25 protein-coding genes, 4 tRNA genes and 1 riboswitch are annotated in these 21,957 nt (G+C 66.2%); of the genes, 9 read left to right on the top strand and 20 right to left on the bottom strand.

Features of this window, described 5'->3' with window-relative positions; translation table 11 throughout:
• Positions 1 to 16: 16 nt before the first annotated feature.
• On the bottom strand, positions 17 to 784 hold the full coding sequence (locus AC5P8J_RS00940; RefSeq protein ID WP_019658894.1) for a sulfurtransferase: 768 nt from the start codon (positions 782 to 784) through the stop codon (positions 17 to 19).
• A 287-nt stretch (positions 785 to 1,071) separates the two neighbouring features.
• On the bottom strand, positions 1,072 to 1,437 hold the full coding sequence (locus tag AC5P8J_RS00945) for a DUF6164 family protein (RefSeq protein WP_021204401.1): 366 nt from the start codon (positions 1,435 to 1,437) through the stop codon (positions 1,072 to 1,074).
• A 70-nt stretch (positions 1,438 to 1,507) separates the two neighbouring features.
• On the opposite strand from AC5P8J_RS00945, the gene AC5P8J_RS00950 reads away from it, so the two are divergent.
• The gene (locus AC5P8J_RS00950; RefSeq protein ID WP_134729552.1) at positions 1,508 to 1,942 is read left to right on the top strand and encodes an FKBP-type peptidyl-prolyl cis-trans isomerase; all 435 of its coding nucleotides are present in this window, start codon (positions 1,508 to 1,510) and stop codon (positions 1,940 to 1,942) included.
• Positions 1,929 to 3,176 carry a TIGR03862 family flavoprotein gene (locus tag AC5P8J_RS00955; protein WP_134729550.1) on the top strand — a complete coding sequence of 416 codons (1,248 nt, stop codon included), beginning with the start codon at positions 1,929 to 1,931 and terminating at the stop codon, positions 3,174 to 3,176. The genes AC5P8J_RS00950 and AC5P8J_RS00955 overlap by 14 nt, the downstream gene beginning before the upstream one ends.
• Positions 3,177 to 3,298: 122 nt before the next feature.
• On the opposite strand, the gene AC5P8J_RS00960 is transcribed toward AC5P8J_RS00955, so the two are convergent.
• The 4 genes from AC5P8J_RS00960 to AC5P8J_RS00975 all read right to left on the bottom strand — a co-directional run bounded on the left by AC5P8J_RS00960 (position 3,299) and on the right by AC5P8J_RS00975 (position 7,410).
• A complete protein-coding gene (locus tag AC5P8J_RS00960; RefSeq protein ID WP_021204398.1) occupies positions 3,299 to 3,760 on the bottom strand; it encodes a GNAT family N-acetyltransferase in 462 nt (153 codons plus the stop codon).
• 108 nt (positions 3,761 to 3,868) lie between these two features.
• On the bottom strand, positions 3,869 to 5,491 hold the full coding sequence (locus AC5P8J_RS00965; protein WP_021204397.1) for an FMN-binding glutamate synthase family protein: 1,623 nt from the start codon (positions 5,489 to 5,491) through the stop codon (positions 3,869 to 3,871).
• A gap of 55 nt (positions 5,492 to 5,546) precedes the next feature.
• Positions 5,547 to 6,833 carry a nucleotide sugar dehydrogenase gene (locus tag AC5P8J_RS00970; protein WP_019658900.1) on the bottom strand — a complete coding sequence of 429 codons (1,287 nt, stop codon included), beginning with the start codon at positions 6,831 to 6,833 and terminating at the stop codon, positions 5,547 to 5,549.
• A 142-nt stretch (positions 6,834 to 6,975) separates the two neighbouring features.
• Positions 6,976 to 7,410 (bottom strand): BLUF domain-containing protein, encoded by a 435-nt coding sequence (locus tag AC5P8J_RS00975; RefSeq protein ID WP_019658901.1) that lies wholly within the window; start codon positions 7,408 to 7,410, stop codon positions 6,976 to 6,978.
• 132 nt (positions 7,411 to 7,542) lie between these two features.
• Here AC5P8J_RS00975 and AC5P8J_RS00980 point away from each other — a divergent pair.
• Positions 7,543 to 7,629 (top strand) — tRNA-Leu (locus AC5P8J_RS00980).
• Positions 7,630 to 7,652: 23 nt separating this feature from the next.
• On the opposite strand, the gene hemN is transcribed toward AC5P8J_RS00980, so the two are convergent.
• Complete coding sequence (gene hemN, locus AC5P8J_RS00985) at positions 7,653 to 9,062, bottom strand: oxygen-independent coproporphyrinogen III oxidase (protein WP_058980175.1); 1,410 nt, start codon at positions 9,060 to 9,062, stop codon at positions 7,653 to 7,655.
• Between the two features lie 44 nt (positions 9,063 to 9,106).
• Complete coding sequence (locus tag AC5P8J_RS00990) at positions 9,107 to 9,547, bottom strand: group III truncated hemoglobin (protein WP_227852140.1); 441 nt, start codon at positions 9,545 to 9,547, stop codon at positions 9,107 to 9,109.
• A 179-nt stretch (positions 9,548 to 9,726) separates the two neighbouring features.
• Between AC5P8J_RS00990 and AC5P8J_RS00995 the strand changes: the two genes are divergently transcribed.
• Together AC5P8J_RS00995 and AC5P8J_RS01000 are read left to right on the top strand one after the other, a co-directional pair.
• On the top strand, positions 9,727 to 10,014 hold the full coding sequence (locus AC5P8J_RS00995) for a hypothetical protein (protein ID WP_019658969.1): 288 nt from the start codon (positions 9,727 to 9,729) through the stop codon (positions 10,012 to 10,014).
• Positions 10,011 to 11,060, top strand: a complete 1,050-nt coding sequence (locus AC5P8J_RS01000) for a 4Fe-4S dicluster domain-containing protein (RefSeq protein ID WP_021204394.1) — start codon at positions 10,011 to 10,013, stop codon at positions 11,058 to 11,060. Before AC5P8J_RS00995 ends, AC5P8J_RS01000 begins: the two co-directional genes overlap by 4 nt.
• Position 11,061: 1 nt before the next feature.
• Here the strand turns inward: AC5P8J_RS01000 and AC5P8J_RS01005 are convergent, their stop codons facing one another.
• Both AC5P8J_RS01005 and AC5P8J_RS01010 read right to left on the bottom strand, forming a co-directional pair.
• Positions 11,062 to 11,298: a hypothetical protein gene (locus AC5P8J_RS01005; protein WP_019658971.1), complete on the bottom strand. Its 237-nt coding sequence runs from the start codon at positions 11,296 to 11,298 to the stop codon at positions 11,062 to 11,064.
• Between the two features lie 353 nt (positions 11,299 to 11,651).
• On the bottom strand, positions 11,652 to 11,861 hold the full coding sequence (locus AC5P8J_RS01010; protein ID WP_019658972.1) for a helix-turn-helix domain-containing protein: 210 nt from the start codon (positions 11,859 to 11,861) through the stop codon (positions 11,652 to 11,654).
• Between the two features lie 111 nt (positions 11,862 to 11,972).
• Between AC5P8J_RS01010 and AC5P8J_RS01015 the strand changes: the two genes are divergently transcribed.
• Together AC5P8J_RS01015 and crcB are read left to right on the top strand one after the other, a co-directional pair.
• Complete coding sequence (locus AC5P8J_RS01015) at positions 11,973 to 12,374, top strand: transcriptional regulator (RefSeq protein WP_478436328.1); 402 nt, start codon at positions 11,973 to 11,975, stop codon at positions 12,372 to 12,374.
• Positions 12,375 to 12,396: 22 nt separating this feature from the next.
• Positions 12,397 to 12,460: riboswitch (Fluoride riboswitch) on the top strand.
• A gap of 82 nt (positions 12,461 to 12,542) precedes the next feature.
• Positions 12,543 to 12,935 (top strand): fluoride efflux transporter CrcB, encoded by a 393-nt coding sequence (crcB, locus tag AC5P8J_RS01020; protein ID WP_021204393.1) that lies wholly within the window; start codon positions 12,543 to 12,545, stop codon positions 12,933 to 12,935.
• Positions 12,936 to 12,939: 4 nt separating this feature from the next.
• Here crcB and AC5P8J_RS01025 read toward each other — a convergent pair whose 3' ends face one another.
• On the bottom strand, positions 12,940 to 13,773 hold the full coding sequence (locus AC5P8J_RS01025; RefSeq protein WP_019658975.1) for an AraC family transcriptional regulator: 834 nt from the start codon (positions 13,771 to 13,773) through the stop codon (positions 12,940 to 12,942).
• Between the two features lie 173 nt (positions 13,774 to 13,946).
• On the opposite strand from AC5P8J_RS01025, the gene AC5P8J_RS01030 reads away from it, so the two are divergent.
• The gene (locus AC5P8J_RS01030; RefSeq protein ID WP_021204392.1) at positions 13,947 to 15,023 is read left to right on the top strand and encodes an alpha/beta hydrolase family protein; all 1,077 of its coding nucleotides are present in this window, start codon (positions 13,947 to 13,949) and stop codon (positions 15,021 to 15,023) included.
• A gap of 22 nt (positions 15,024 to 15,045) precedes the next feature.
• Here the strand turns inward: AC5P8J_RS01030 and AC5P8J_RS01035 are convergent, their stop codons facing one another.
• From AC5P8J_RS01035 to AC5P8J_RS01055, 5 genes are all read right to left on the bottom strand, one after another.
• Complete coding sequence (locus AC5P8J_RS01035; protein ID WP_020723485.1) at positions 15,046 to 15,315, bottom strand: hypothetical protein; 270 nt, start codon at positions 15,313 to 15,315, stop codon at positions 15,046 to 15,048.
• Positions 15,316 to 15,533: 218 nt separating this feature from the next.
• Positions 15,534 to 16,448, bottom strand: a complete 915-nt coding sequence (locus AC5P8J_RS01040) for an ADP-ribosylglycohydrolase family protein (protein ID WP_111097915.1) — start codon at positions 16,446 to 16,448, stop codon at positions 15,534 to 15,536.
• 122 nt (positions 16,449 to 16,570) lie between these two features.
• Positions 16,571 to 16,644: transfer RNA gene (locus AC5P8J_RS01045), tRNA-Cys, on the bottom strand.
• 66 nt (positions 16,645 to 16,710) lie between these two features.
• A tRNA-Gly gene (locus AC5P8J_RS01050) sits at positions 16,711 to 16,786 on the bottom strand.
• Between the two features lie 142 nt (positions 16,787 to 16,928).
• A tRNA-Gly gene (locus AC5P8J_RS01055) sits at positions 16,929 to 17,004 on the bottom strand.
• A gap of 133 nt (positions 17,005 to 17,137) precedes the next feature.
• Here AC5P8J_RS01055 and AC5P8J_RS01060 point away from each other — a divergent pair.
• On the top strand, positions 17,138 to 17,566 hold the full coding sequence (locus AC5P8J_RS01060; protein ID WP_021202080.1) for a hypothetical protein: 429 nt from the start codon (positions 17,138 to 17,140) through the stop codon (positions 17,564 to 17,566).
• Positions 17,567 to 17,568: 2 nt separating this feature from the next.
• Here AC5P8J_RS01060 and AC5P8J_RS01065 read toward each other — a convergent pair whose 3' ends face one another.
• Genes AC5P8J_RS01065 through AC5P8J_RS01080 form a run of 4 tightly spaced genes read right to left on the bottom strand, consistent with a single transcriptional unit; the run spans position 17,569 to position 21,824 of the window.
• Positions 17,569 to 18,489, bottom strand: a complete 921-nt coding sequence (locus tag AC5P8J_RS01065; protein WP_021202081.1) for an HlyD family secretion protein — start codon at positions 18,487 to 18,489, stop codon at positions 17,569 to 17,571.
• Positions 18,486 to 19,214 (bottom strand): ABC transporter ATP-binding protein, encoded by a 729-nt coding sequence (locus AC5P8J_RS01070; RefSeq protein ID WP_021202082.1) that lies wholly within the window; start codon positions 19,212 to 19,214, stop codon positions 18,486 to 18,488. Before AC5P8J_RS01070 ends, AC5P8J_RS01065 begins: the two co-directional genes overlap by 4 nt.
• Before the next feature lie 10 nt (positions 19,215 to 19,224).
• Positions 19,225 to 20,364 (bottom strand): ABC transporter permease, encoded by a 1,140-nt coding sequence (locus AC5P8J_RS01075; protein ID WP_180832786.1) that lies wholly within the window; start codon positions 20,362 to 20,364, stop codon positions 19,225 to 19,227.
• The gene (locus tag AC5P8J_RS01080; protein WP_021202084.1) at positions 20,361 to 21,824 is read right to left on the bottom strand and encodes an efflux transporter outer membrane subunit; all 1,464 of its coding nucleotides are present in this window, start codon (positions 21,822 to 21,824) and stop codon (positions 20,361 to 20,363) included. The genes AC5P8J_RS01075 and AC5P8J_RS01080 overlap by 4 nt, the downstream gene beginning before the upstream one ends.
• Between the last annotated feature and the right edge of the window lie 133 nt (positions 21,825 to 21,957).

The raw sequence follows: 21,957 nt of genomic DNA on the forward strand, positions 1-21,957 counted from the left end.
GAATCGACATCCCGGCTTAGAACGCGCTGGGGCGCGGATCAGGCAACGGCTGGTCGACCATCGGCTTCAGTTCCGCATCCAGCGCAATGCGCTCATCGAACACGAAGCAGCGGCCTTCGTAGCCTTCGCCGCCCACTTCCTCGAAGTAGCCGAGGATGCCACCGTCCAGCTGCAGCACGTTGTCCATGCCGTCGTTGACCATCCACAGCGCCGCCTTCTCGCAGCGGATGCCGCCGGTGCAGAAACTGACCACGGTGCTGTCCTTCAGTGCTTCGCGGTGCGGCGCCAGCGCCTCCGGCAGGTCGGTGAACTTGTGGATGGGCAACACCAGCGCATCCTTGAAGGTGCCGTACTCCACTTCCTGCAGATTGCGCGTATCGAGCATCACCACCGGCTTGCCGGCATCGTCATGCCCCTGCCGCAGCCAGCGCTGCACGGTGGCCGGATCCACCGCCGGCGCACGCGGGTAGTCCAGCGGCTGGCCGTCATCACGGCGGAAGCTGATGATCTCGTCCTTCACCTTGGCCTTCAGCCGGGCGAACGGCTGGTGCTCGCTGAAGCTGGTCTTGACCCGCATATCGGCAAAGCGCGCGTCAGAGCGCAGCGCTGCGTAGAAACCCTCGACCGCCTCTGGCGCACCCGCCAGGAACAGGTTCAGCCCCTCGCCCGCCACCAGGATCGTGCCGCGCAGCTGTGCCGCCTCGGCACGCGCCAGCAGCTGGTCACACAGGGCCTGAGGGGCGTCGATGACGGCGAAATGGTAGGCAGCGGTATTGGCGATCATCCCGCCATTTTAGCGCCTCCCGCCCGCACAGACAGATTCAGGGGTCGGTGCCCTCTGCGCAGCAGAGGGATCCGACCCCAAGCCCGGCAGACACCCGGAATCTGTCAGGGGTGGGGCGGTGTGGGCAGGCGGGGGCGCAGAGCGCCATGGATGGCGCTCTACGAGGCACGCAGGAGCAGCGTTTGCCGTCCCCCGCCTGCCCACACCGCCCCACCCTCCCACTGAAGCCCGGCTTTTGACGTCGCCGTTGCGTCTGCGGGTGCCGGGTGCAACCCGGCCGAAACCCCTTACCCCCGCAACAGCACGAACGGCAGCAGCACCAGCGCAGCGGCAGCGGCCATCCCCAGCAGCACCAGCATTACGAACAGCGGCCGCCGCCGGAACAGGCTGCCGAAGGTCTCCGCCGTGCCATCACGCAATGCCTGCTCACGCTCGGCACGGATGCGCGGCCCGCGTTCGGCCTGGTACTCCGCCATCAGCGCCTTCGCACGTGGATGATCGGCGTCCTCGCGCAGCCACAGGCCTCCGTTGGAAATGCCCCAGGGGCTGGGTTCGGTGCGGTACCAGGCGATGCCGTGCTGGTCGAGCAGCGTGCAGACATCGGCGTATTCGTCGTCACCGACATTGCGCAGATTGAGCAGGAGTTTTGCCATGTCCCCATGATACCCGGCGCCGATGCGCTACCCTTGCCGCCCTCGACCTGCGCCCTACCGGAGACGCCCGATGCGCCGCCTGCTGCTTCCCCTGCTGCTGTCCCTCGCCGCCGCTGGCTGCTCGACCGAACCGTCCGGCCCGCCGCCCGGCGGCACCCTGACCGCCTTCGAGCGGATCGATACCGTGCCAGGTACCGGTGCTGAAGCCGTTCCCGGCAGCAAGGTCACCGTGCACTACACCGGTTGGATCTACGACAACCGTACCGAGACCAAGCACGGCAAGACCTTCGACAGCTCCTTCAAGCACGGCCAACCGTTCACCTTCGCGCTTGGCGCCGGCCAGGTCATCCGCGGCTGGGATGAGGGCGTGGCCGGCATGAAAGTTGGCGGCAAGCGCACGCTGATGATCCCGCCGGACTACGGTTACGGCGACCGCAAGGTCGGCCCGATTCCGGCCGGATCGTCGCTGGTGTTCGACGTCGAGCTGCTCGATGTCAAACCGTGATGCCGCCATGCCCCACCGCGTCGCCGTCATCGGCGGTGGCCCGGCCGGCCTGTTCGCCGCCGAGCGCCTGCGCGCCGCCGGGCTGGACGTCGACCTGTACGAGGCCAAGGGGTCGCCCGGCCGCAAATTCCTGATCGCCGGCAAGGGCGGGCTCAACCTCACCCATTCCGATCCGCGTCCGCTGTTCGACAGCCGCTACCGCGAGCAGTCCACGGCCGTGGGCCGCTGGCTGGACGACTTCGATGCGCAGGCGCTGCGCGACTGGGCCGCCGGCCTGGGCGTGGAGACCTATGTGGGCAGCTCCGGCCGCGTGTTCCCGGTCGACCGGAAGGCTGCGCCGCTGCTGCGTGGCTGGGTGCGCCGGCTGAAGGAACAGGGTGTGCGCCTGCATGCCAACCACCGCTGGATCGGCTGGGGTGAGGATGGCGCGCTGCGATTTGAAACCGAAGATGGCGCCGTTGAAGTACATGCCGATGCCACCCTGCTGGCCATGGGCGGCGGCAGCTGGCCGCAGCTGGGCAGTGACGGCGCCTGGGTCGCGCCACTGCAGGCCCGTGGCGTGGACATCGCACCACTGCAGTCGGCCAACTGCGGTTTCGACGTGGGTTGGACCCCATTCTTCGCCCAACGCAATGCCGGCGCGCCGTTGAAGCCGGTGGTCGCGCACTGGATCGACCTGGCCGGACAGCCACGGTCGCTGCAGGGCGAATGCGTGGCCAGCGAGTACGGCATCGAAGGCAGCCTGATCTATGCGATGGCGGCGGACCTGCGCGAGACCATCAACCGCGAGGGCCACGCGATGCTGTGGCTGGATCTGGTACCGGGCCGCGACGAGGCGCGCCTGCTTGCCGATCTGTCACGCCCACGCAAGGGCCGCAGCTTCGGCGAGCACCTGCGCCGCCAAGCCGGCCTGGATGCAGTGAAAGCCGCATTGGTGTTCGAGATTCTGGGTAAAGAAGCGGGCAGCGACCTGCCTGCCGTGGCGGCTACGCTCAAGCGCCTGCCGCTGCGCCTGCTGCGTCCCCGGCCGATGGCCGAGGTGATCAGCACCGCCGGCGGCGTGCGCCTGGATGCGCTGGATGATGGCCTGATGCTGCGGGCAGTGCCCGGCGTGTTCTGCGCCGGCGAGATGCTGGACTGGGAAGCGCCGACAGGTGGCTACCTGTTGACCGCGTGCTACGCCAGTGGCCTGCGTGCTGCGGAAGGCGTAATCGGGTGGCTGGCCGGGCGGTGACGCCTGCCTTGTAGCGTCGAGCCATGCTCGACGGCGTTACCTGTAGAGCCGAGCCCATGCTCGGCTTGAGTCAAAAGCAGCCGAGCGTGGGCTCGGCTCTACAGAACGCAGAAAACGAGCACTCACCACGGCCGGCGCATGCTCACTGAAGCCAGCGCCACGCCGCTGGGATGCGGGTAGGCCTCTTCGCGCACGCTGACGAACCCCTGGCGTTGATAGAACGGCACGGCGTTGAGCGAGGCCGACAGCACCACCTCACGTTCACGATCGGCCATCGCCAGCAGGCGCTGCATCAACGCCTGGCCAATGCCCTGGCCGCCATGATCCGGATTGACGAACAACGCATCGACTTCATTGGCATCGGCATCAAAGACGCCGAAGCCGAGCAGGCCACCCTGCCCGTCCTCGGCCACTACGCATCCGCCCTGCGACAACAGCCGCGCATACTGCGACGGTGGCGGCGAGGCAGACCAGGGCGCAATGACTTCGGGCGGGTAATGGCTGCTGCAGGTCTCGCGCACGCAACGCGTGCGCAGCGCCCACAGCATGGCGACATCGTCGATGGTGCCGGTCCTGAACCGCATGACATCTCCTTGTAGAGCCGAGCCTATGCTCGGCTGCTTCTCGATCACGCATCGCGATGTTGGAACGAAGATCAGCCGAGCATGGGCTCGGCTCTACAACACAACACGTTATCGCGACTTGCTGGCGCGCAGTGCCTGGATCTTCGGCGGCGGCTGGAAGGAATCGCTGCGTGCATCGGCCCAGAACGCATGGAACACCGCATGGTCGGGCACCTTGTGCAGCAGCTCGCCCGGTTCCAGGTAACGGTACAGCGAGGCCAGCGAACGGATCTCCACCGGCGAAACACGACGCAGGATGTGCTCCGGCCCAAGTTCAGCCGGGTCGTTCAGGCCAGCGGCACACAGCAGTTCCTTCAAGGCATGCAGCGTGTGCTCGTGGTAGCTGTAGACACGAGCAGCCTTGTCCGGTGCATCCAGATGCTTCCAGCGCGCGGGATCCTGGGTAGCGATCCCGGTCGGACACTTGTCGGTATGGCAGCTCAGCGACTGGATGCAGCCCAGCGCGAACATGAAGCCTCGGCCGGCATTGCACCAGTCGGCCCCCAACGCGATGGTCCGTGCGATGTCGAACGCACTGGTGATCTTGCCGGCCGCGCCGATGCGGATGCGCTCACGCAGGTCGAGGCCGACCAGGGTGTTGTGCACCAGCAGCAGTGCCTCATGCATCGGCACGCCGACATGATCGACGAACTCGGCCGGTGCCGCGCCGGTGCCGCCTTCGGCGCCATCCACCACGATGAAGTCCGGCAACAGGCCGGTTTCCTGCATCGCCTTTGCGATGCCGAACCATTCCCACGGGTGGCCGATGGCCAACTTGAAACCGACCGGCTTGCCACCGGACAGTTCGCGCAGGCGGGCCACGAACTGCAACAGTTCAACCGGCGTGGAGAACGCCGAATGGCGCGACGGCGACACGCAGTCAACGCCCATCGGCACGCCACGGGTCACCGAGATCTCGGCGGTCACTTTCGGTGCCGGCAGCACACCGCCGTGGCCCGGCTTGGCCCCCTGCGACAGCTTGATCTCGATCATCTTGACCTGATCGTGGGTAGCGTTGGCAACGAAGCGCTCCTCGCTGAAACCACCTTTCTCGTCACGGCAACCGAAGTACCCCGAGCCGATCTCCCACACCAGGTCGCCGCCCATTTCGCGGTGGTAGGGCGAAATCGATCCTTCGCCGGTGTCGTGGTAGAAGCCACCGCGGCGCGCGCCTTCGTTCAGTGCGCGGATCGCATTGGCTGACAGCGAGCCAAAGCTCATCGCCGAGATGTTGAACACGCTGGCCGAATAAGGCTTGGCGCAGTTCGGGCCGATCAGGACGCGGAAGTCATGCTTGGCAATCGTCGTCGGTGCCAGCGAATGGTTGATCCACTCGTAGTCCACCGCATAAGTGCTGCGCAGGGTGCCGAACGGCACCGTGTCCATCTCGTTCTTTGCGCGCTGGTAGATCAGCGCGCGCTGCTGGCGCGAGAACGGCACGTCTTCCAGGTCGCTCTGCACGAAGTACTGGCGGATCTCCGGACCGATCGACTCCAGCCCGTAGCGGAAGTGCGCCATCACCGGATAATTGCGGCGCAACGTGCTGCGTTTCTGCAGCAGGTCCCAGGTCCCCAGCGCCACCATCGCGGCAGTCAGGCCGACGCCCCAGTACCAGGCTGGCCAGATCGTGGCCAGCCACAGGCATATCGGGAACATCAGGATGGCGAGCAGGTAGACGATATACCGATGCATGGCGTTCCTCGGTTGCAACTGCCCCCGAGTCTACCGCGCCGTTCGCAGCCGGGGCTTACAAACGATCGTCAACCACGTTGCGCGGCCAGGCCGATTTCACGTCGTAGACCAGGCCACCGGGCGCCAGCAGCGCCCGGATTGCGGATTCATCCATCGCCTTGAAACGGGCGTGGGCCACCGCCAGCACCACCGCGTCATAGCGCCCTGCCCCGGGCTCGGCCAGCCAGTCCAGGCCCTCGCCGGTCAATGCCGCCGGGCCGACCCACGGGTCGCTTACCTCGACCCTCGCACCGGCATCGCGCAAGCGCTGTGCCAGTTCCAACGCGCGACTGTTGCGCAGGTCCGGGCAATCCTCCTTGAAGGTCACGCCCAGGACCAGGATGCGTGCATCCGCCGGCGCACGGCCACGCTCGGCCAGCATCGCCAGCACCCGAGCCGCTACGTGCTCGCCGACGCGGTTATTGACCTGTCGCGCGGTGTGGATCAGGTCCGGGTGGTAACCCACGCTCTCGGACTTGTGCAGCAGGTAGTACGGATCGACGCCGATGCAGTGACCACCGACCAGGCCCGGGCGGAACGGCAGGAAGTTCCACTTGCTGCCGGCGGCATCCAGCACGTCCTGGGTGTCGATGCCGAGCCGGTCGAAGATCAGGGCCAGCTCGTTGACCAGCGCGATGTTGACGTCACGCTGGATGTTCTCGACCACCTTGGCCGCTTCAGCCACGCGCATCGAAGGGGCCGGGAACGTACCGGCGGCAATGATGCGCTGGTACAGACCATCAATCACCGCAGCGACCTCCGGGGTCGATCCGGAGGTGATCTTGCGGATGTCGGCAAGGCGCCGCTGGCGGTCACCGGGGCTGACCCGTTCGGGGCTGTAGCCGCAGTAGAAGTCTTCGTTGAAGCGCAGGCCGGACCCTTGTTCCAGCAGCGGCACGCACACTTCCTCGGTGGTTCCGGGGTAGACCGTGGACTCGTAGATCACCAGATCTCCGGCGCGGAGATGGCTGGCAATCAGGCGCGTGGCCGAACGCAGCGGCTCCAGATCGGGCTGTTCGTAGGCATCGATCGGGGTCGGCACGGTGACGATGTAGACATTGCAGGCATCAAGCAGTGCCGGATCGCTGCCGTACTGCAACAGGTGCGCACTGGCCAGCTCGTCGGCTTCCATTTCCAGTGTGTGGTCCTGGCCGCTGCGCAGCTCGGCGATGCGACCGGCGTCAATATCGAAGCCCAACGTCGGCCACTGCCGGCCAAACGCCACCGCCAACGGCAGGCCGACATAGCCCAGGCCGACCACCGCAAACCGAGGGTCACTGGCCGCCGCAACCGGCACACTCATCGGCACATCCCATGCAATCGATGCAATCGCACATACGCTGCCATGGCTTCGGCCAACACACTCATCTGCTGCACCACTCCGGAAAACCTGCGCCAGAAAGGCTACAGCCTACCGGCCCCGGCGCCCTGCCGCCAAGGCGGGCTCAGGACCCCAACGCCACCGCCGCCGGTTCCAGCTCACCGTCGGCACCGGTCCAGGCCTGCAGCAGGCGTTCAAATCCACCGCTGCCAAGCAGGAAGCCGGGCCAAGCGGCGTCGACGATCTGCGCCAGTGGTTCTGGCTCGATGCGCCGCGTACCCATCGACCAGCGCGGAAATGCCCGCTGCACCACCGGAGCGCGGCACAGTACGTGCAGCTGCCCATGGCTGCGCGCGTTGAGGATGCGCTGGAACACCGAATCGATGCCGTCCTGCGGGCCTTCGAGATACTGCAGGAAACGGCTGCCATCGAACATCAGGACGCCGGTGACTCCAGCTACACGATTGAATGCCGTGGCATCGGCCAGCAGGCGGTCAAGATCGGTTGTCTGCAGATCGGCGCGGGCCTCGCTGGCATAGGCAATCGCGTGCAGCGACATCAGATGGCTCCCCCCCCTGGGAACGATGGCAGGGACTATGACATGAATACGATCGGCAGTTAAGCACGCGACCGCCGTGATGCAAACAGGCCGAGGCACCGCAGGTGGGCTACAATCGGCGCCGCGCTGCTGGCCCGGATGGCGAAACTGGTAGACGCATCGGACTTAAAATCCGCCGGGGGCAACCCCATGCCGGTTCGATTCCGGCTCCGGGCACCATACGCACGCCGCGCAACCCACACTCAGATCGCCCGCGAGTAACGCGGTTGCTCGTGAGTGGCACGCAGGTACGGATCGAAGCACATCGCCAGCAACCGCAGCAAGGGTCGCCCCGGTTCGCTGGAACGCACTACGCCATCGCGGTATTCGGCCAGGCCGTCTTCCTGCAGCCGCTGTACCGAATGCAGGTCCTCGGCAAAGTACTGTTCGAAATCCACGCCGTGGCGCTGACCCAGCTGCACGCCATCGACCTCGCCCTGGCACATCAACTGCTGGATCAGTTCCGCACGCAGCTGGTCGTCAGCGCTCAGCGCCACGCCGCGCCACACCGGCAGCTGCCCCTGGTCCACGGCATCCTCCCATGACGGCAGGTCGCGCGGATTCTGGCTGTAGGTGGCACCGATGTGGCTGATCGCACTCACGCCCAGGCCGAGCAGATCGGTATCGGCGTGGGTGGTATAGCCCATGAAATTGCGATGCAGCTGCCCGGCGCGTTGTGCGCGCGACAGATCTTCTTCCGGCAATGCGAAGTGATCCATGCCGATGTACTGGTAGCCGGCCGCAGAGAGCGTCTCCACCGCCAGACCCAGCAGCGCCAGTTTGTCCTCCGGCGAAGGCAAGCGGCTTTCGTCGATCTGCTTCTGCGCACGGAACAGATGCGGCAGATGCGCGTATCCGTACACCGCCAGGCGGTCCGGACGCAGCGCCAGCACCCTATCGAGGGTGCGGCCGAACCCCTCCAGGCTCTGCCCCGGCAAGCCGTAGATCAGGTCGACGTTGACCGAACGCATGCCGCTGTCGCGGCAGGCGCTCAGGATGTCCAGTGTCTGCTGCACGCCCTGGATGCGGTTGATCGATTCCTGCACCTGCGGGTCGAAATCCTGCACGCCCAGGCTGGCCCGGTTGAATCCCAGGCGCGCCAGCATGGCGACGTCGCGGGTGTCGATGAAGCGTGGATCGAGTTCGATCGAGAAATCGCGCTGCGGTGAATCGCTGAAATCGAAGCGCCGGCGCAGCCCTTCCACCAGCGTGGTCATCGCCTCGGCCTCGAGGAAATTCGGCGTGCCACCGCCCAGATGCAGCTGGATGACCTCACGGCCGTCCTCGAACTGCGGCGCCAGCAGGTCGGCCTCGGCCAGCACGCGCGACACATAGCTGTGGCCACGTCCGCGGTCGCGGGTGATCACCCGGTTGCAGCCACAGTAGAAGCAGGGGCTGGAACAGAACGGCACATGCACGTACAGCGACAGCGCGCGGGCCAGTTGGTTGCTGTCGGCGATCGCCTGGCGCAGCGCCGGCGCGTCGAAGCCATCATGGAAATGCGGCGCGGTCGGATACGAGGTGTAGCGCGGGCCCGGCCGGTCGTGCCGGCGCAGAAGGTCGGGGTCGAAGGTCCAGGCCAGGCCACCGGCGGCGGGAGAGAACGTGTCCATGCCGCCAGCATCGCGCCAGGCGGCCTATGCCGCCTTGACCCAGATCAATGCTTGCCGGCGATCCCCAGTACCGGCAGGCCGACCTGCGGCCAGCGCAGCATCTGGTAGCGCTTCCAGAAGGTGTCACCGATCCGCGCTGCCACGTCGTTGGCCAGTTCCTGCATCGGCGGGTTACCGCACTCGGCAGTGGTGGCCCGGAACAGCACCAGCCAGCGGTCGAACAGGTCCTTGTCCAGCTCGATGGCCATGTGCTTGGACATCGGCGAGCCCTTGAAGCGGCGGGTGCCGCGCAGCATCGCCGACCAGAAGTCGACCAGCTGCGCCAGGTGCCCGGGCCAGTCGTGGACGTGCGCCTCGAACACCGGTCCCAGCCGTTCTTCCTCACGCACGCGGGCATAGAAATCGTGGACCAGGCGGGTCACTTCCTGCTCGGTGCACAACCCGGGCGAGGCGACGGGGAGGACAGGCGGCTGTGTTGCGTTCATCGGGGCATCCAAAGCTTGCAGGCAGGCTGCCGCACCCAGGCGGCAGCGCCGTTGATCCAGATCAATGTCGGCGCAATCCGCTGCGCCTAGGCTGGCACGCTTGCAGGAAGCATGCCCTGCGGATACGGCGCCGATCCTGGCGAAGTATACGCGCCGCCCACTTTTCGATCGGGGACAGCATGAACAGACCTTTTCCCAACCGCCGCCAGCGGCTGATCCAGCACTGGGGCGCGATCCTCTGGCCCAGCTTCATCGCCGCCGGCGTTGCCAGCGTGGTGTTCTTCGCCTTCGTCGATCCATTGCGCCTGCAGGCCATCAGTTTCCCGGGCACGGCCATCAGCCGCGAACTGGGCTATACGGCAGGATTCTTCATGTTCTGGTCGGTCACTGCACTGTCCAGCGCGGTCACCTGGTACCTGCAGCGGCCCCTGCCGGGCGATGACGACGAGGAGCTGCCGCTGGGATGAGCACGTCCTGCACCCGGGTACCCCGTCCCTGGCATTGGCGCGGCACGCTCAGCGCTGCCCTGCTGGTGGTGTTCTACGCACTGCCGTGGCTGCGCTGGGAAGGACGCCAGGCGCTGCTGCTGGACATCAGCGCGCGGCGATTCGACCTGTTTGGCTGGACCTTGTGGCCCGGCGACGTCGGCGCGCTGATCGGCCTGCTGGCGGTACTGGTAGTAAGCCTCGCGCTGCTGACCCACCTCGCCGGGCGCATCTGGTGCGGCCACGCCTGCCCGCAGACGCTGTGGCGCCGTGCCTTCGACTGGATCGCCCGCAGCGCGGCGCGGGTACTGCCCGCACCTGCGGCGGGCCCAGCCACCCAGCTGGCCTGGGGCCTGCTGTCAGTGTGGACCGGCATCACCTTCGTCGGCCTGTTCAGCCCGATCAGCGGATTGCTGGCCGCCGCGCCAAACGCTGGCTGGAGCGGCTGGGAAACGTTCTGGGTGCTGTTCTACGCCGCCGCCACCTGGGGAAACGCCGGTTTCCTGCGTGAGCAGGTGTGCCGTTCGCTGTGCCCGTTCGCACGCATGCAGCCGCTGCTGACCGATCCGCATACGCCGCGCATGCTGTACGACGCCCGCCGCGGTGAGCCGCGCGGGCCACGCCCGTCCGGTCTCGGCGGGGTGCTGGGCCGTGGCCGCGGCCTGCTCGACCCGACCACTGCGCAGGACTACGTATTCCGCGCTGCGCATCCGCTGCTGGCAGGACCGATGCCGACCTTCAGCGCCGACCGCCTGGGTGACTGCACCGATTGCGCAGCCTGCGTCCGTGCCTGCCCGATGCAACTGGACATCCGCCAGGGACCGCAGGCCGATTGCCTGGCCTGTGGCGCCTGCCTGGAGGCCTGCGCACAACAACAGCTCCGGGCCGGTTTCGGTCCTGGGCTGGTGCGCTACTGCAGTCCGCAGGCGATGGCCGGACAACCGAAGCGCCTGTGGCGACCCCGGACGTTGGCCCTGCTGTCCTTGTTGCTCGCGCTGCTTGCCTGCGGCGCCTGGCGCCTGCTGTGAATCAACGCGACGCGTTGGCGTGCGGCGGCACAAGCTGGGCGCGCCGGACGATGCCCAACTGTTCGATGATCAGCGCCATCTCGTTGGTGACTTCGGTACGCTCGGTCCCCTGTGGGACCAGGCGATCCAGCACCTGCTGGTAGGTATCCCAGAACGCCGGACCGCATCCGTGTTTGTGATAACTGGCTTCCAGTTCGCGGCGTACCCGTTCAGCCAAGCCATTCATGCCGTATTCCATACGACCTCCGTTGGACTTGTTCTGCATCGTTGACGGTCTACCGACTCACTTGCGTGCTACTGAAAGACTCCCAGGCTTCACGACTGGTTGACTCCAATTAGTCACAGATTTCACGACAGGTCAATTACATGCAGCGACTTTCGTGATTGAAATTATTAATCGTTCACGAAACTACATACGGGGCCCTGGGGGTGCCGGATGGGGCGAAGCCGACAGGCGTCAGGAAGCACAGCACGACGTCCGCAGTAGGCGGCACTGATTATCAGCTTGGGATCGATTGAACTTGCCTATTTTGCTAAGTGCACTTAGCGCATCGGGCTAAGCAGGCTGGATGCGACAAAAGGCGGCGCAAATCAGATGGATTCGTCTGCCCGCGCTTCAGTTGTCGGAAAAAGGTTCGGGTAGCGCTGATGGAGGATGTACTGCCGCAATGGAGGAATGGGAAAGTCCCTCGGCCATTGCGACACTGCGGAACGGCTGATGCCAAAGAAGCGCGCCAGTTCCGCGTCGGTGCGGAATCCCAGCCGGGTTCGTACCTGCCGCTTGCTCCAGAATTCGGTCACGGTCGGTCCTTCTGTTAACCAGACTGATTCTTGCGGCAAGGCTTCTTCGCAATCCACGCGTTAAGCTGGCTTGCATAGATGAATACTCTTGGCCAACGACTCGCGGCAGCCATGAAGAAAGCCGGGCACCCACGCCCGGCCGATCTGGCACGCGCCGCCAAATCAACGACAGCAACCATCAGCAACTGGCTCAACGACCACGTGAGCGCCTCGCACGTAAAGGCCGAACAGCTGTTCCGCATCGCCGATGCGGCCAAGCTGGACGCACGCGAACTGCTGTACGGGGTCAGCGGGCGTGGCGTCGGAGAGCCTGGCAATGCCTACATCCCCAGCCAGGCCCACCTGGATGTCTGGCAGGACGCCTACGAACTGGTCAGCCATCTGGTGGCCGAGAACGGTCTGGAGATCGACCACCGGCGCCACGCGGCCTTGGATCTGCTCGCGTTTGAACTACTGATGGACGGCTTCAGCCGCAGCAAGGTTGCCCGGGTTCTGACGACCTCGATGACGTAAATGCACCGCCGCTGGTAGCATGGGCCTCGATGGGGATGGGGCTCCCCCGATAACCGCCTGAGAAGGCTGATGGCTCCTGCCATGACGAACCCGGTGTTCGTCGACGGCGGGTCGTGCCTGCCCTCGGCGTTCGCCATTGACCCTGCGAACCCGTATTCGAGGCACCCCATGCACGCACTGAACGGCTATTTCCTGGTCTTCATCGGAGGCGGCATCGGTGCCTGCCTGCGCCACGCCTGCAATCTGCTCGGCGCGCGGGTAGTGGCCGGCAGTCCCTGGCCCTGGTCGACCTTCCTGATCAACATCAGCGGCGCGCTCCTGATGGGCGTCGTGGTCGAGGTCTTCGCGATGCGCAATGGCGCCTCGCCACAGCTGCGATTGTTGCTGGCCACCGGCATCCTCGGCGGCTACACCACGTTTTCCACCTATGCACTGGAGATCGGCCTGCTGCTGCAGCGCGGCCAACATGGGCTGGCGGCCCTGTATGCCGGCGGCTCGGTGGCACTGGGCCTGGCCGGCCTGTTCGGCGGCATGAAGCTGGCCCGGCTGCTGCTGGGCTGAGCGCTCAGGCCGCGCTGGCCCGGGTCTGCCCGCGCCATTCCCGCGGCGACAGCCCGGTATGCGCCTTGAACGCGCGCGACAGCGCGGCTTCGCTGCCATAACCCACGTCGTCGGCAATCCGTTTCAGCGGGCGCCCCTGACGCAGTGCCTGCTGCGCCAGGCCCACCCGCCAACCCTGCAGGTACTGCCCGGGCGTGGTACCCATCGCCTCGCGGAAACTGGCAGCAAACACGCTGCGTGACATGCCGGCAACCTCGGCCAGGTCTTCCAGGGTCCAGGACTGTGCGGGCGCCTCATGCATTGCTACCAGTGCCAGCCGCAGCCGTGGATGACCCAGCCCGGCAAACAGGCCACCACGCATCCCGCCCCCTTCCATCAGTTGACGCAGCACCTGGATCATCACTACCTCGAACAACCGGTTGACCATCACCGCACGTCCGCAGCGCTGCTCGAAGGCCTCCTCGAACAGCAGTTCCAGCGCTGCGTTGCCGCCATGGAGATCCGCCAGCGGCATGCAGATGAAATCGGGCAACGCGGCGCTGATCGGGTTGAGCCGACCGCCCTCGAAATGCAGGTTGGCGCAGGCCATGTCGGCGCCGTGCTGCGGATCAGTGCTGAAGCGATGCGGCATCGGTCGCGGGTACAGCAGCAGGCTGGGGACCTCGACCTGCACGGTCTGCCGGCCGTGGCTGACCTGCAACGGGCCGCGCCGCACCAGGTGCAGCTGCCCGGCCTCATTCTCCCCCTCCAGCATGTTGATACCGCACAGCGCACCGGCATGGAACACCGAGGCAGTGACCGCAAAGCGTTCAAGCAGAATGGCGAGACGGTCGACCATGACGGGACCCTGGGTAAAGTAGAAAGAGATCAAGGCGACACATCGTATCGGAATCCTCCCGTAGCGGACGTGATCGACTCGGGGAGCGCCCCCCGCCCTTCCTGCGGCAGTGCAGCGCGCGCAGGCTGCTGGCGGGGTCTAAGCTGACGCCATTCCCGGATGGAATGCCCGTGATGTGTCACTTGCTACGATGTGCCCTCACCCTCGCCCTGCTATTCCCCGCGACACAGGTGATGGCCGCACCCGCTGCATCACCGCGCACGTTCAGTGGCCAGTTGCAGAGGGCCCCGTGGCGCCTGGACGTGCCGGCTGACTGGAACGGTGACCTGGTGATGCTGGCGCACGGCTACGAGCCGGTAGGCATGCCACGTGCTACGCCAATGCCTGCCAATGACGGCACCGCGCCACTGCTGGCTGCAGGCTACGCCGTCGCGCAGAGCGCCTATGCCAGCCAGGGCTGGGCGGTGGCCGATGCGATCACCGACATGGAACGCCTGCGCCGGCATGCAGTGGCTGAACTCAAGCATGTGCGCCATATCTGGATGCTGGGATTTTCGATGGGCGGCGCCGTGACCCTCGCCAGCCTCGAGCGGTTCCCGCAACACTACGCCGGTGGTGTGTCGCTATGCGGCGCCAATCTCAGTGGCGAACAGATCGCGAGTGATCTGCTGACCACGCTGGTCGCTTTCGATTACTTCTTTGCCAAGGCCGAAGGCCTGCCGGGTGCGGGACTGCTCTCACCCGAAGCGGCTGCGCTGCCACAGGGCGAACTGTACCAAGGCATCTCCAATGCGCTGCAACGCAGCCCCTCGCATGCCGCGTTGCTGGCACAGCGGCTGCAGGTGTCCGCTGATGCACTGGCCGGCACGATCAGCCTGCATGCACTGGTCCTGCACGAACTGGCCACGCGCAGTGGCGGCATGCCGGTGGGCAACAGAGGCGTGGCTTACAGCGGCTTCGGTGACGACATGGCGTTCAATGCCGGCGTGCAACGTGTCGATGCCGTGCCTGCCGCGCAGGCCGCTGTCCGCAGGGAGCTGGCATTGAGCGGTGCGTTGAGGCGACCGCTGGTGATCCAGTTCAACAACAACGACCCGACGATCGTGCCGCGCATGCAGACGGTGTATCCGCAGACGGCCGCACGGGCCGGCGCCCGTCCGCTGCCACAGGTGCTGCCGCCCGTTGGCGAAGGCCATTGTGGCTTCTCCGGCGCGCAGATCATCGAGGCGTTGAAGGCCGCGCAGCGTTGAGCAATCGCGGCCCGCGCGCAGCTCAGCCGCCCAGCGTGCCCATCGTGAAGGTGTAGCCCGAGCTCATCAGGAATTCGCGCATGCGCATTTCCGCGCGACGCGGCGAAGCCAGATTGGCCGGCGCATAGAGGGCGTAGACCAGGCCCGACCCCTCGATATGCTCACGGCGCACCCCGCAGCGGGCGGTTTCCGAAGCGATGATCCAGCCATCCTTCAACCGGTCCGGCCCGATGGATTGCCCGTTTTTCAAGCGAAAGGTCAACCAGCGCACATCTGCCGTGACTTTGCTCATTTCCGTTTCGCTCCGTGGCTGGAACGACGCGTGATGTCTGTGCTCGCCATTGCGGCTCCCTGAGACGTGGAACTCGACCATAGCGCCTTTCCATGTCGTGGCCGGCTGAGACTGGCGATCGGGACGTGGCGGACTGCTGCAGGTGAAGCAGCGCGGCGTCGGAAATGGCGGCAGCAGGGAGCATCCTGCCGGCGCAGTTCACAGGCAGGGAACCCGACTCACGCAGCGCGGTCGCTGCCCTGGTTCAAGGCGTGCAGCGCATCGGCCAGCGCCTGGATTTCGGCACGCAGGGCCAGCCGCTGCAACCACCGCCCGGGGATTCCGCGCGCGCCATGGAATGCGCCCGCCAGCTGCCCGGCGATGGCGGCCGTGGTGTCGGCATCCTCACCAAGGTTGGCCGCCTCGAGTACGACGGCTTCAAAGGTGTCGTGGCGATCAAAGCACCAGAGTGCTGCTTCCAGACTGTCAACAACATAACCATTGCCACGGATCTGCTCACGCGCGGCACCGCGGTAGCCGCCCGCCGCGATCTGCTGCAGCCGCGCGCTCTCGACGGGGACATTGCTGAGATCCAGCACCCCGTCACGGGTGCCACCTGCCAACGCCCGCTCCAGCGCGACCGCCAGCAAGCGGCACGCCTCCAGGCACTCCTGCGCAGCGTGCGTCGTCCGCGAACTCAGCTCGGCCATGGCCTGCAGATCGGGAGTCCCGGCGTAGCGCAATGCTACCGGCGCCAAACGCATGATCGAGCCATTGCCAGCGCTGCGTGGGTCGTTACTCCCCGCCAGCGGATGGCCGTCCTGCAGGAACCGGTCGACCGCAGCTCGCGTTGCCATACCGATATCGAAGCACTCGCCGGTCGCACTCCAGTAACCGTGCCGGTACCAGTTGGCGTAGCGGTTCATCTGATCGCGCGGGTCGAAGGTGTCGCAGCGCGCCAGGCTCTCGGCCAGGCACATCGCCATGGAGGTATCGTCAGTCCATTGCCCCGGCTGCAGGTGGAACGGCCCACCACCCACCATATCGGTAATCGGGGTGAAGCTGCCACGGGGCTTGAATTCCAGCGTGGTACCGACGGCATCGCCGCACGCGAGGCCGAGCAAAGCCCCGCGGAAGTGATCAATCTGGTTCATCACGCGAGTGTAGCGCCACCGCATCCGCCATGACTGACCGCCAGGTCGGGTGGCGATCGCGCGAGCGGGGAATCGATTGCAGCCAAACAAAAAAGCCCTGACCGGAGTCAGGGCTTTTCAATTGGAGGCCTCAAGCGGAATCGAACCGCTGTAAACGGATTTGCAATCCGGTGCATAGCCACTCTGCCATGAGGCCAACGTACTTCACGCCAGGAACGCAGCCCTGACAAGACAAAACCCCAAGATGGGGCCTGTCGGAACATGGAGCGGGAAACGAGACTCGAACTCGCGACCTCAACCTTGGCAAGGTTGCGCTCTACCAACTGAGCTATTCCCGCGTAAGCCGACATGCTACCGGAAATCCGGAAAACACACCAGCGATTTCACCTTTCTGACTGCGCGTAAAGCCTTGTGGCCCAACGTGCCCCGCCTTGCCGTGGCGGGAGAAAAACAAGGCCCCTACCGGGGCCCTGTAGAATCTGGAGCGGGAAACGAGACTCGAACTCGCGACCTCAACCTTGGCAAGGTTGCGCTCTACCAACTGAGCTATTCCCGCAGATTCCGTTCGACCTGCGTCGAAGGAGCGCCATTGTGTCCAAATTCCTTCACGCCGTCAACAGTCTTCACATCATGCGGTCACGGGCGTCCGCGCTGGGGTACGCTGCCCCGCCCAAGCACGGACACCGCCGATGCCGAGACGCTACGTCCGCCTGTTCTGGTTGCTGGTCGCGCTGACCTGGCTGGCGCTGATCGCCGCGCTGGTCAATGCCGGTTTCACCCCGGACTACTGGCTGCTACACCGACTGGAAGGCGCTGAGCTGCCCTACCCGACCAGCACCGTCATCCTGTTCGCGCTGCTGGGAACGGTTGAGCTGGTGGTGGCCGCGTTGATCGTGCGGCCTTGGAAACTGAAACGCCTGTGGCTGCGTCTGCTGATCGCCTTTGCCCTGCTGCTGGTGTGGTCGGTACCGTGGATGCTGTCGGCGATGCACCAGCCGCCGGTACAAGGCATGCACCTGCTGTGGTTGCTGCTGCTGGACGTGGGATTGCTGCTGGCGCTGTGCGGGGTGTCGGCGGTGAGCGCGTGGCGGGCGTTCAGGCGTCCGCCACCACGCTAGGCCTATTTCCGGAACTCCACCCGCACGTGCTGGCCGAAGCGCGCCTTGGCCTCGCCATCGAACTCCAGCACACACTCCACCACCTTGGCCACGCCACGCCCTGCATCTTCAGGCAGGCGTGCCTGCGCGAACACCGGGCTGATGCGTACCACGCGTGCGGTCGGCAGCGTGCCGGTGTTCTCGGCACCATCACTGTCCGGTACCACCGCCGCTTTCATGCCTACCTGCACCGCATCGGCGTAGGCGGCGCTCAGTTCGGCGCGCACCTGCAGCGGGCGCGCCGGCAGCAACGAGATCGCCGGCTTGCCCGCCTGCACGAAGGCACCGACGCCCGGCACCTGGCCGACCACGGTGCCGGCTTCCGGCGCGCTCAACGACATCTGCTGCAGTTTCAGCTTCGCGTGCTCCAGCTTGTGCTGCGCCATGTCGACCTGCGCACCGGCCACGTCGACATCGGCGCGCACGCCGGCCAGCTGCTGTTTGGCTGCATCGGCCTGCTGGTTCGAGGACACGCCTTCGCTGGCGCCCGTGGACAGGCGAGTGGCGTTGCGCTCCAGTTCGCGCAGCTGCGCCTGGCTGCCCTTCAGGCGGTCATTGGCCAAGGCCAGATCGGCGCTGGCCATCGCCACCTCCTGCTGCAGCAGGGCACCATCCAGCGACAGCAGCAGCTGCCCCTTCTTCACCGTGGCGCCTTCCTTCACCGGCGCTGCAGTGATCGAGCCATCCACCGGCGGTGCCAGTGCGATCAGGCCACCTTCGACGTCAATGATGCCCCGCGCCACGGCGACCTTGCCGGCGGCGGCAGTACCCTCCTTGCCTGAGGGGGCCGATGCAGCGGTGGGCGCTTCCCTGGAACAGGCGCCGAGCAGCAGTGCCGCGGACAGGGCCAGGCTGAGGGGAAGCAGATGCGACGTCTTGGTCATGGGGCGGACTCTACGGTTTCGTTCTGGCGGCGGTCATCACGGACCATGCCGTCTTCCATGGCGATCACCCGATCGGCATGCCGGATCAGGCGCGGATCGTGGCTCACGCACAGCACGGTGGCACCATGCGCACGTGCGTAGCGATGCAGGATGTCGATCACGCGCTGACCGTTCTCGGCGTCCAGCGCGCTGGTGGGTTCGTCTGCGAAGATCAAGGTTGGCGACTTGGCAAACGCGCGGGCAACCGCCACGCGCTGTTTCTCGCCACCGGACAGCTGCGCCGGGCGCATGTGGCTGCGGTGGCTGAGGCCGACTTCTTCCAGCGCCTGGCGGGCCAGCGGCTCGCTTTCGCGATTGCGCATGCCGCGGTAGCCCAGTGGCAGCTGTACCTGCTCCAACGCAGTCAGTGCCGGGAACAGGTTGAAGCCCTGGAACACGAAGCCGACATGGTGCAGGCGGAAACGCTCCACTTCACTGCGGGTCATGTGGCCCACGTCCTGGCCCAGCGCGTGCACGCGACCGCCATCGGGTGCGGACAGGCCGGACAGCAGCGACAGCAGCGTGCTCTTGCCGCAGCCGGACGGGCCGGATACCAGGGTCAGCTCGCCGGGATAGATGTCCAGCGACAGGCCACGCAGCACCGGCACCTGCACATCACCGGACATGAAGCCTTTTTCCAATGCGTCGGCTTGCAGGGTCGGGGCGACGGCGCGTGCGGAAGTCATCGGCCGGTCCTCAACGCAGCAGCAACGATGGATCGGAGCGGAGGACACTGCGCACCGCCATGATGCTCGACAGCATGGCCATCACCGCGACCAGCGCCACGCAGCCCAGGATCACCATCGGCGTCAGCTGCATCGGTACGCGCTGGGTCTGCGCGATCAACAGCACCACGGTGCTGAAGGCCGCCGCCAGCAACATGCCCACCCCGCCGATCAGCAACGCCTGCTCGAACACCACCCGCGCCAGCGCATAGCGGCCTGCACCGAGTGCATTGAGCGTGGCGTACTCGCGTACCGAGCCGGCCACCACCGAGGCGAACGACTGGTTGGTAATCACCGCACCGACGAAGCAGACGATGACGGCCATGAACAACACGGCGATACCTGCGCCGGTATCGAACAGCCAATACTGCTGCGAACGGCTGGCGAACGCCGGCGCGGTCCAGAACTCGACCGGTGTGGCCTGGCCCATCGACGCGGCCAGGCGATCACGCACGCGGTCGGCCAGGTCCGGCGAGCGCAGGCCCGCCACGAAATAGGTGCTGCCCTCATGCGGATCGGTACCGGCGATGGCGCGCGCGGTATCCAGCGAGGCCAGCACGTTGACGCCACCGAGGCCACGCAGGCCGGGTTGTGCAGCGACCACGCGCACCGCCTTGCCGTTGATCCAGGCACGGTTGTTCTGCAGGTCCACGCCCAGCGTATCCAGATCGGCGCTGTCGACGATCACCGCACCCGGCTCGCGCAGCTGTGCGCGCAGGTCGGCAGGGAGGATGCGCGCGAACATCATCGCGTCGTCCCGGGTGGAGATGCCGGACAGGTACACCGACACATTGCCGGTGCCCTGGGCGCCGGACCGCCATTCGCCATCGACCCACTCGTAGGGCTCGACGCGGGTGACGTCCGGGTCCATGCGCAGATGGCTTTCCACATCCGCGCTGATCGCATGGCCGTAATTGACACTCTGGGTGCCGGGGAAACCGGCCCAGATATCAGCCGAGGACGCTTTCACGTAGATCGCAGCGGTACCGAAGATGCCCAGCACCAGTGCCGCCTGCACGATCAGCAGCACGCCGGCGAAACACATCGCCAGCACCACCGGCAGGAACCGGCGCCACTCATAGGCCAGGGTCTTGCGGGCGAGTGCGATCATTGTGGTTCGCCCTCACCCTCGGCAGGTAGCGGGGCACCGCCGAGGGCGCGGTACAGCGACGCAAAGGCCAGCACGCGCGCCCCCTGAGCACCGATCAGGTCGGCCTGCGAGGCCAATGCGGCACGCTGCGTATCCAGCCCATCGAACTCGCTGGACAGGCCCAGCTGCACCTGCCGCGCCTGGCGCTTGACCTGCTGCCCGGCGGCATCGTTGGCCGCGCGCAGCGACTGGATGCTGCTGTCCTGCCGCGCCAGGCTGCCCAGTGCAGCTTCCACTTCGCTCACGCCTTCCAGCACGGCCTTGCGGTAGCCGAGTAATGCGGCGTCCAGTTGCTTCTCATCGGCATGGAAGCGCGCGCGACGCTGGCCCCAGTCCCACAGCGGAATATCGATGTACGGGCCGATCGACGGACTGGAGTCGGAATTGGAACGGGCGTTCTGGGTGAGGTTGTAGGCGTACAGGATCGAGCCACCCAGGCTGATCCGCGGATACATCGCAGCGCGCGCCGCGCCCTTGCTGGCGGCGGCCTGCATCACTTCCGATTCGGCCAGCAGGATCTGCGGTCGATGTCGCAGCAGGTCAGCCGGGACCTGCTGCAGCGTGAACGCACCCAGCGTCGGCGGGGTGCGGTAGGCGTGCCAGGCCGGATCCGGACGCTCGCGGCCCAGCAGCAATGCCAGCGCACGGGCGGCGTTGTCGGCGTTTTCCCGCGCCTGCGCGATGGCCGCACGGGTGGCCGCCTGGCGCGCGCGCAGCCGTTCCAGCTCGCCCGGCTCATCCAGACCCAGCCTCTGACGGACCAGCGCCAGCTGTTCGCCGCGGTCGTCCACGGCCTGCTGTCGGACCAGCAGATCCTGCTGGGCCTGCGCCACGGTCAGGTCGAGATAGCTGCGTACCACATCGGCGATCACCGCCACCTGCGCTGCATTGCGCAGGGCCATGGCGTTGCCGGCCGAGGCCTGAGCGCTCAACTGCGCGCTCTCGGCGGCACCGAACAGGCCCAGGTCCCAGATCGCTTCGATGCCGGCATGGAAGTAGGTGTCGACAGCGGCAGCGTCCTGTACCTGCTTGGCGCTGGCGGTGATTTCCGGCAGGAAGCGCGCGTTGGAGGCGCCGGCGACGATGCGCACCGCCTGCAGGCGCAACGTGGCCTGCTGCAGATCAAGGTTGCCGGCGATGGCCTGGTCGACCAGGCCGTCCAGCGCCGGGTCGGCCAGCACCTTCCACCACTGCCTGGCATCCACCGCTACGCCCTGGCCCTGCGGCACCTGGGTCCAGGTGCTGGGTGTGCGATCAGGCAGGTCCGGAGCCGGCACCGACATGCAACCTGCAAGCGCCAGGCTGGTCAGCAGCGCGCCCGGGCGCAGCACTGCCTGCAGGGAGAGTCCGCGCCCGGTCCTGGGCACTGCCACTGAAGTGATACGCCTGACCACCAGCCCGCCAACGTGTAGAAGGAGCATGAAGGCTACCGTGCGATTGTGGAGCGAACATGGAGAATTGGTCCGAAAACGGTCACCACACGCGTGCGGTTCAGGCAGCGCTGCCCCAGTCTTTCACTGCGCTTTCAACGCGTTCCCGGTACAGAACACTGGA

It is taken from the genome of Stenotrophomonas sp. YJH_SMC_37, assembly GCF_059370035.1.

Bases quoted from the DNA above. Each gene is read 5' to 3' on its own strand.
- AC5P8J_RS01015 (WP_478436328.1), top strand. From the start codon at position 11,973: ATGAAGAAAGCCGGGCACCCACGCCCGGCCGATCTGGCACGCGCCGCC.
- AC5P8J_RS01040 (WP_111097915.1), bottom strand. From the start codon at position 16,448: ATGAACCAGATTGATCACTTCCGCGGGGCTTTGCTCGGCCTCGCGTGC.
- crcB (WP_021204393.1), top strand. From the start codon at position 12,543: ATGCACGCACTGAACGGCTATTTCCTGGTCTTCATCGGAGGCGGCATC.
- AC5P8J_RS01075 (WP_180832786.1), bottom strand. From the start codon at position 20,364: ATGATCGCACTCGCCCGCAAGACCCTGGCCTATGAGTGGCGCCGGTTC.
- AC5P8J_RS00950 (WP_134729552.1), top strand. From the start codon at position 1,508: ATGCGCCGCCTGCTGCTTCCCCTGCTGCTGTCCCTCGCCGCCGCTGGC.
- AC5P8J_RS00965 (WP_021204397.1), bottom strand. From the start codon at position 5,491: ATGCATCGGTATATCGTCTACCTGCTCGCCATCCTGATGTTCCCGATA.
- AC5P8J_RS00945 (WP_021204401.1), bottom strand. From the start codon at position 1,437: ATGGCAAAACTCCTGCTCAATCTGCGCAATGTCGGTGACGACGAATAC.
- AC5P8J_RS01060 (WP_021202080.1), top strand. From the start codon at position 17,138: ATGCCGAGACGCTACGTCCGCCTGTTCTGGTTGCTGGTCGCGCTGACC.
- AC5P8J_RS01035 (WP_020723485.1), bottom strand. From the start codon at position 15,315: ATGAGCAAAGTCACGGCAGATGTGCGCTGGTTGACCTTTCGCTTGAAA.
- AC5P8J_RS01000 (WP_021204394.1), top strand. From the start codon at position 10,011: ATGAGCACGTCCTGCACCCGGGTACCCCGTCCCTGGCATTGGCGCGGC.
- AC5P8J_RS01065 (WP_021202081.1), bottom strand. From the start codon at position 18,489: ATGACCAAGACGTCGCATCTGCTTCCCCTCAGCCTGGCCCTGTCCGCG.
- AC5P8J_RS01030 (WP_021204392.1), top strand. From the start codon at position 13,947: ATGTGTCACTTGCTACGATGTGCCCTCACCCTCGCCCTGCTATTCCCC.
- AC5P8J_RS01080 (WP_021202084.1), bottom strand. From the start codon at position 21,824: ATGCTCCTTCTACACGTTGGCGGGCTGGTGGTCAGGCGTATCACTTCA.
- AC5P8J_RS00975 (WP_019658901.1), bottom strand. From the start codon at position 7,410: ATGTCGCTGCACGCGATTGCCTATGCCAGCGAGGCCCGCGCCGATCTG.
- AC5P8J_RS01025 (WP_019658975.1), bottom strand. From the start codon at position 13,773: ATGGTCGACCGTCTCGCCATTCTGCTTGAACGCTTTGCGGTCACTGCC.
- AC5P8J_RS00970 (WP_019658900.1), bottom strand. From the start codon at position 6,833: ATGAGTGTGCCGGTTGCGGCGGCCAGTGACCCTCGGTTTGCGGTGGTC.
- AC5P8J_RS00995 (WP_019658969.1), top strand. From the start codon at position 9,727: ATGAACAGACCTTTTCCCAACCGCCGCCAGCGGCTGATCCAGCACTGG.
- AC5P8J_RS01070 (WP_021202082.1), bottom strand. From the start codon at position 19,214: ATGACTTCCGCACGCGCCGTCGCCCCGACCCTGCAAGCCGACGCATTG.
- AC5P8J_RS00955 (WP_134729550.1), top strand. From the start codon at position 1,929: ATGTCAAACCGTGATGCCGCCATGCCCCACCGCGTCGCCGTCATCGGC.
- hemN (WP_058980175.1), bottom strand. From the start codon at position 9,062: ATGGACACGTTCTCTCCCGCCGCCGGTGGCCTGGCCTGGACCTTCGAC.
- AC5P8J_RS00940 (WP_019658894.1), bottom strand. From the start codon at position 784: ATGATCGCCAATACCGCTGCCTACCATTTCGCCGTCATCGACGCCCCT.
- AC5P8J_RS00960 (WP_021204398.1), bottom strand. From the start codon at position 3,760: ATGCGGTTCAGGACCGGCACCATCGACGATGTCGCCATGCTGTGGGCG.
- AC5P8J_RS00990 (WP_227852140.1), bottom strand. From the start codon at position 9,547: ATGAACGCAACACAGCCGCCTGTCCTCCCCGTCGCCTCGCCCGGGTTG.
- AC5P8J_RS01005 (WP_019658971.1), bottom strand. From the start codon at position 11,298: ATGGAATACGGCATGAATGGCTTGGCTGAACGGGTACGCCGCGAACTG.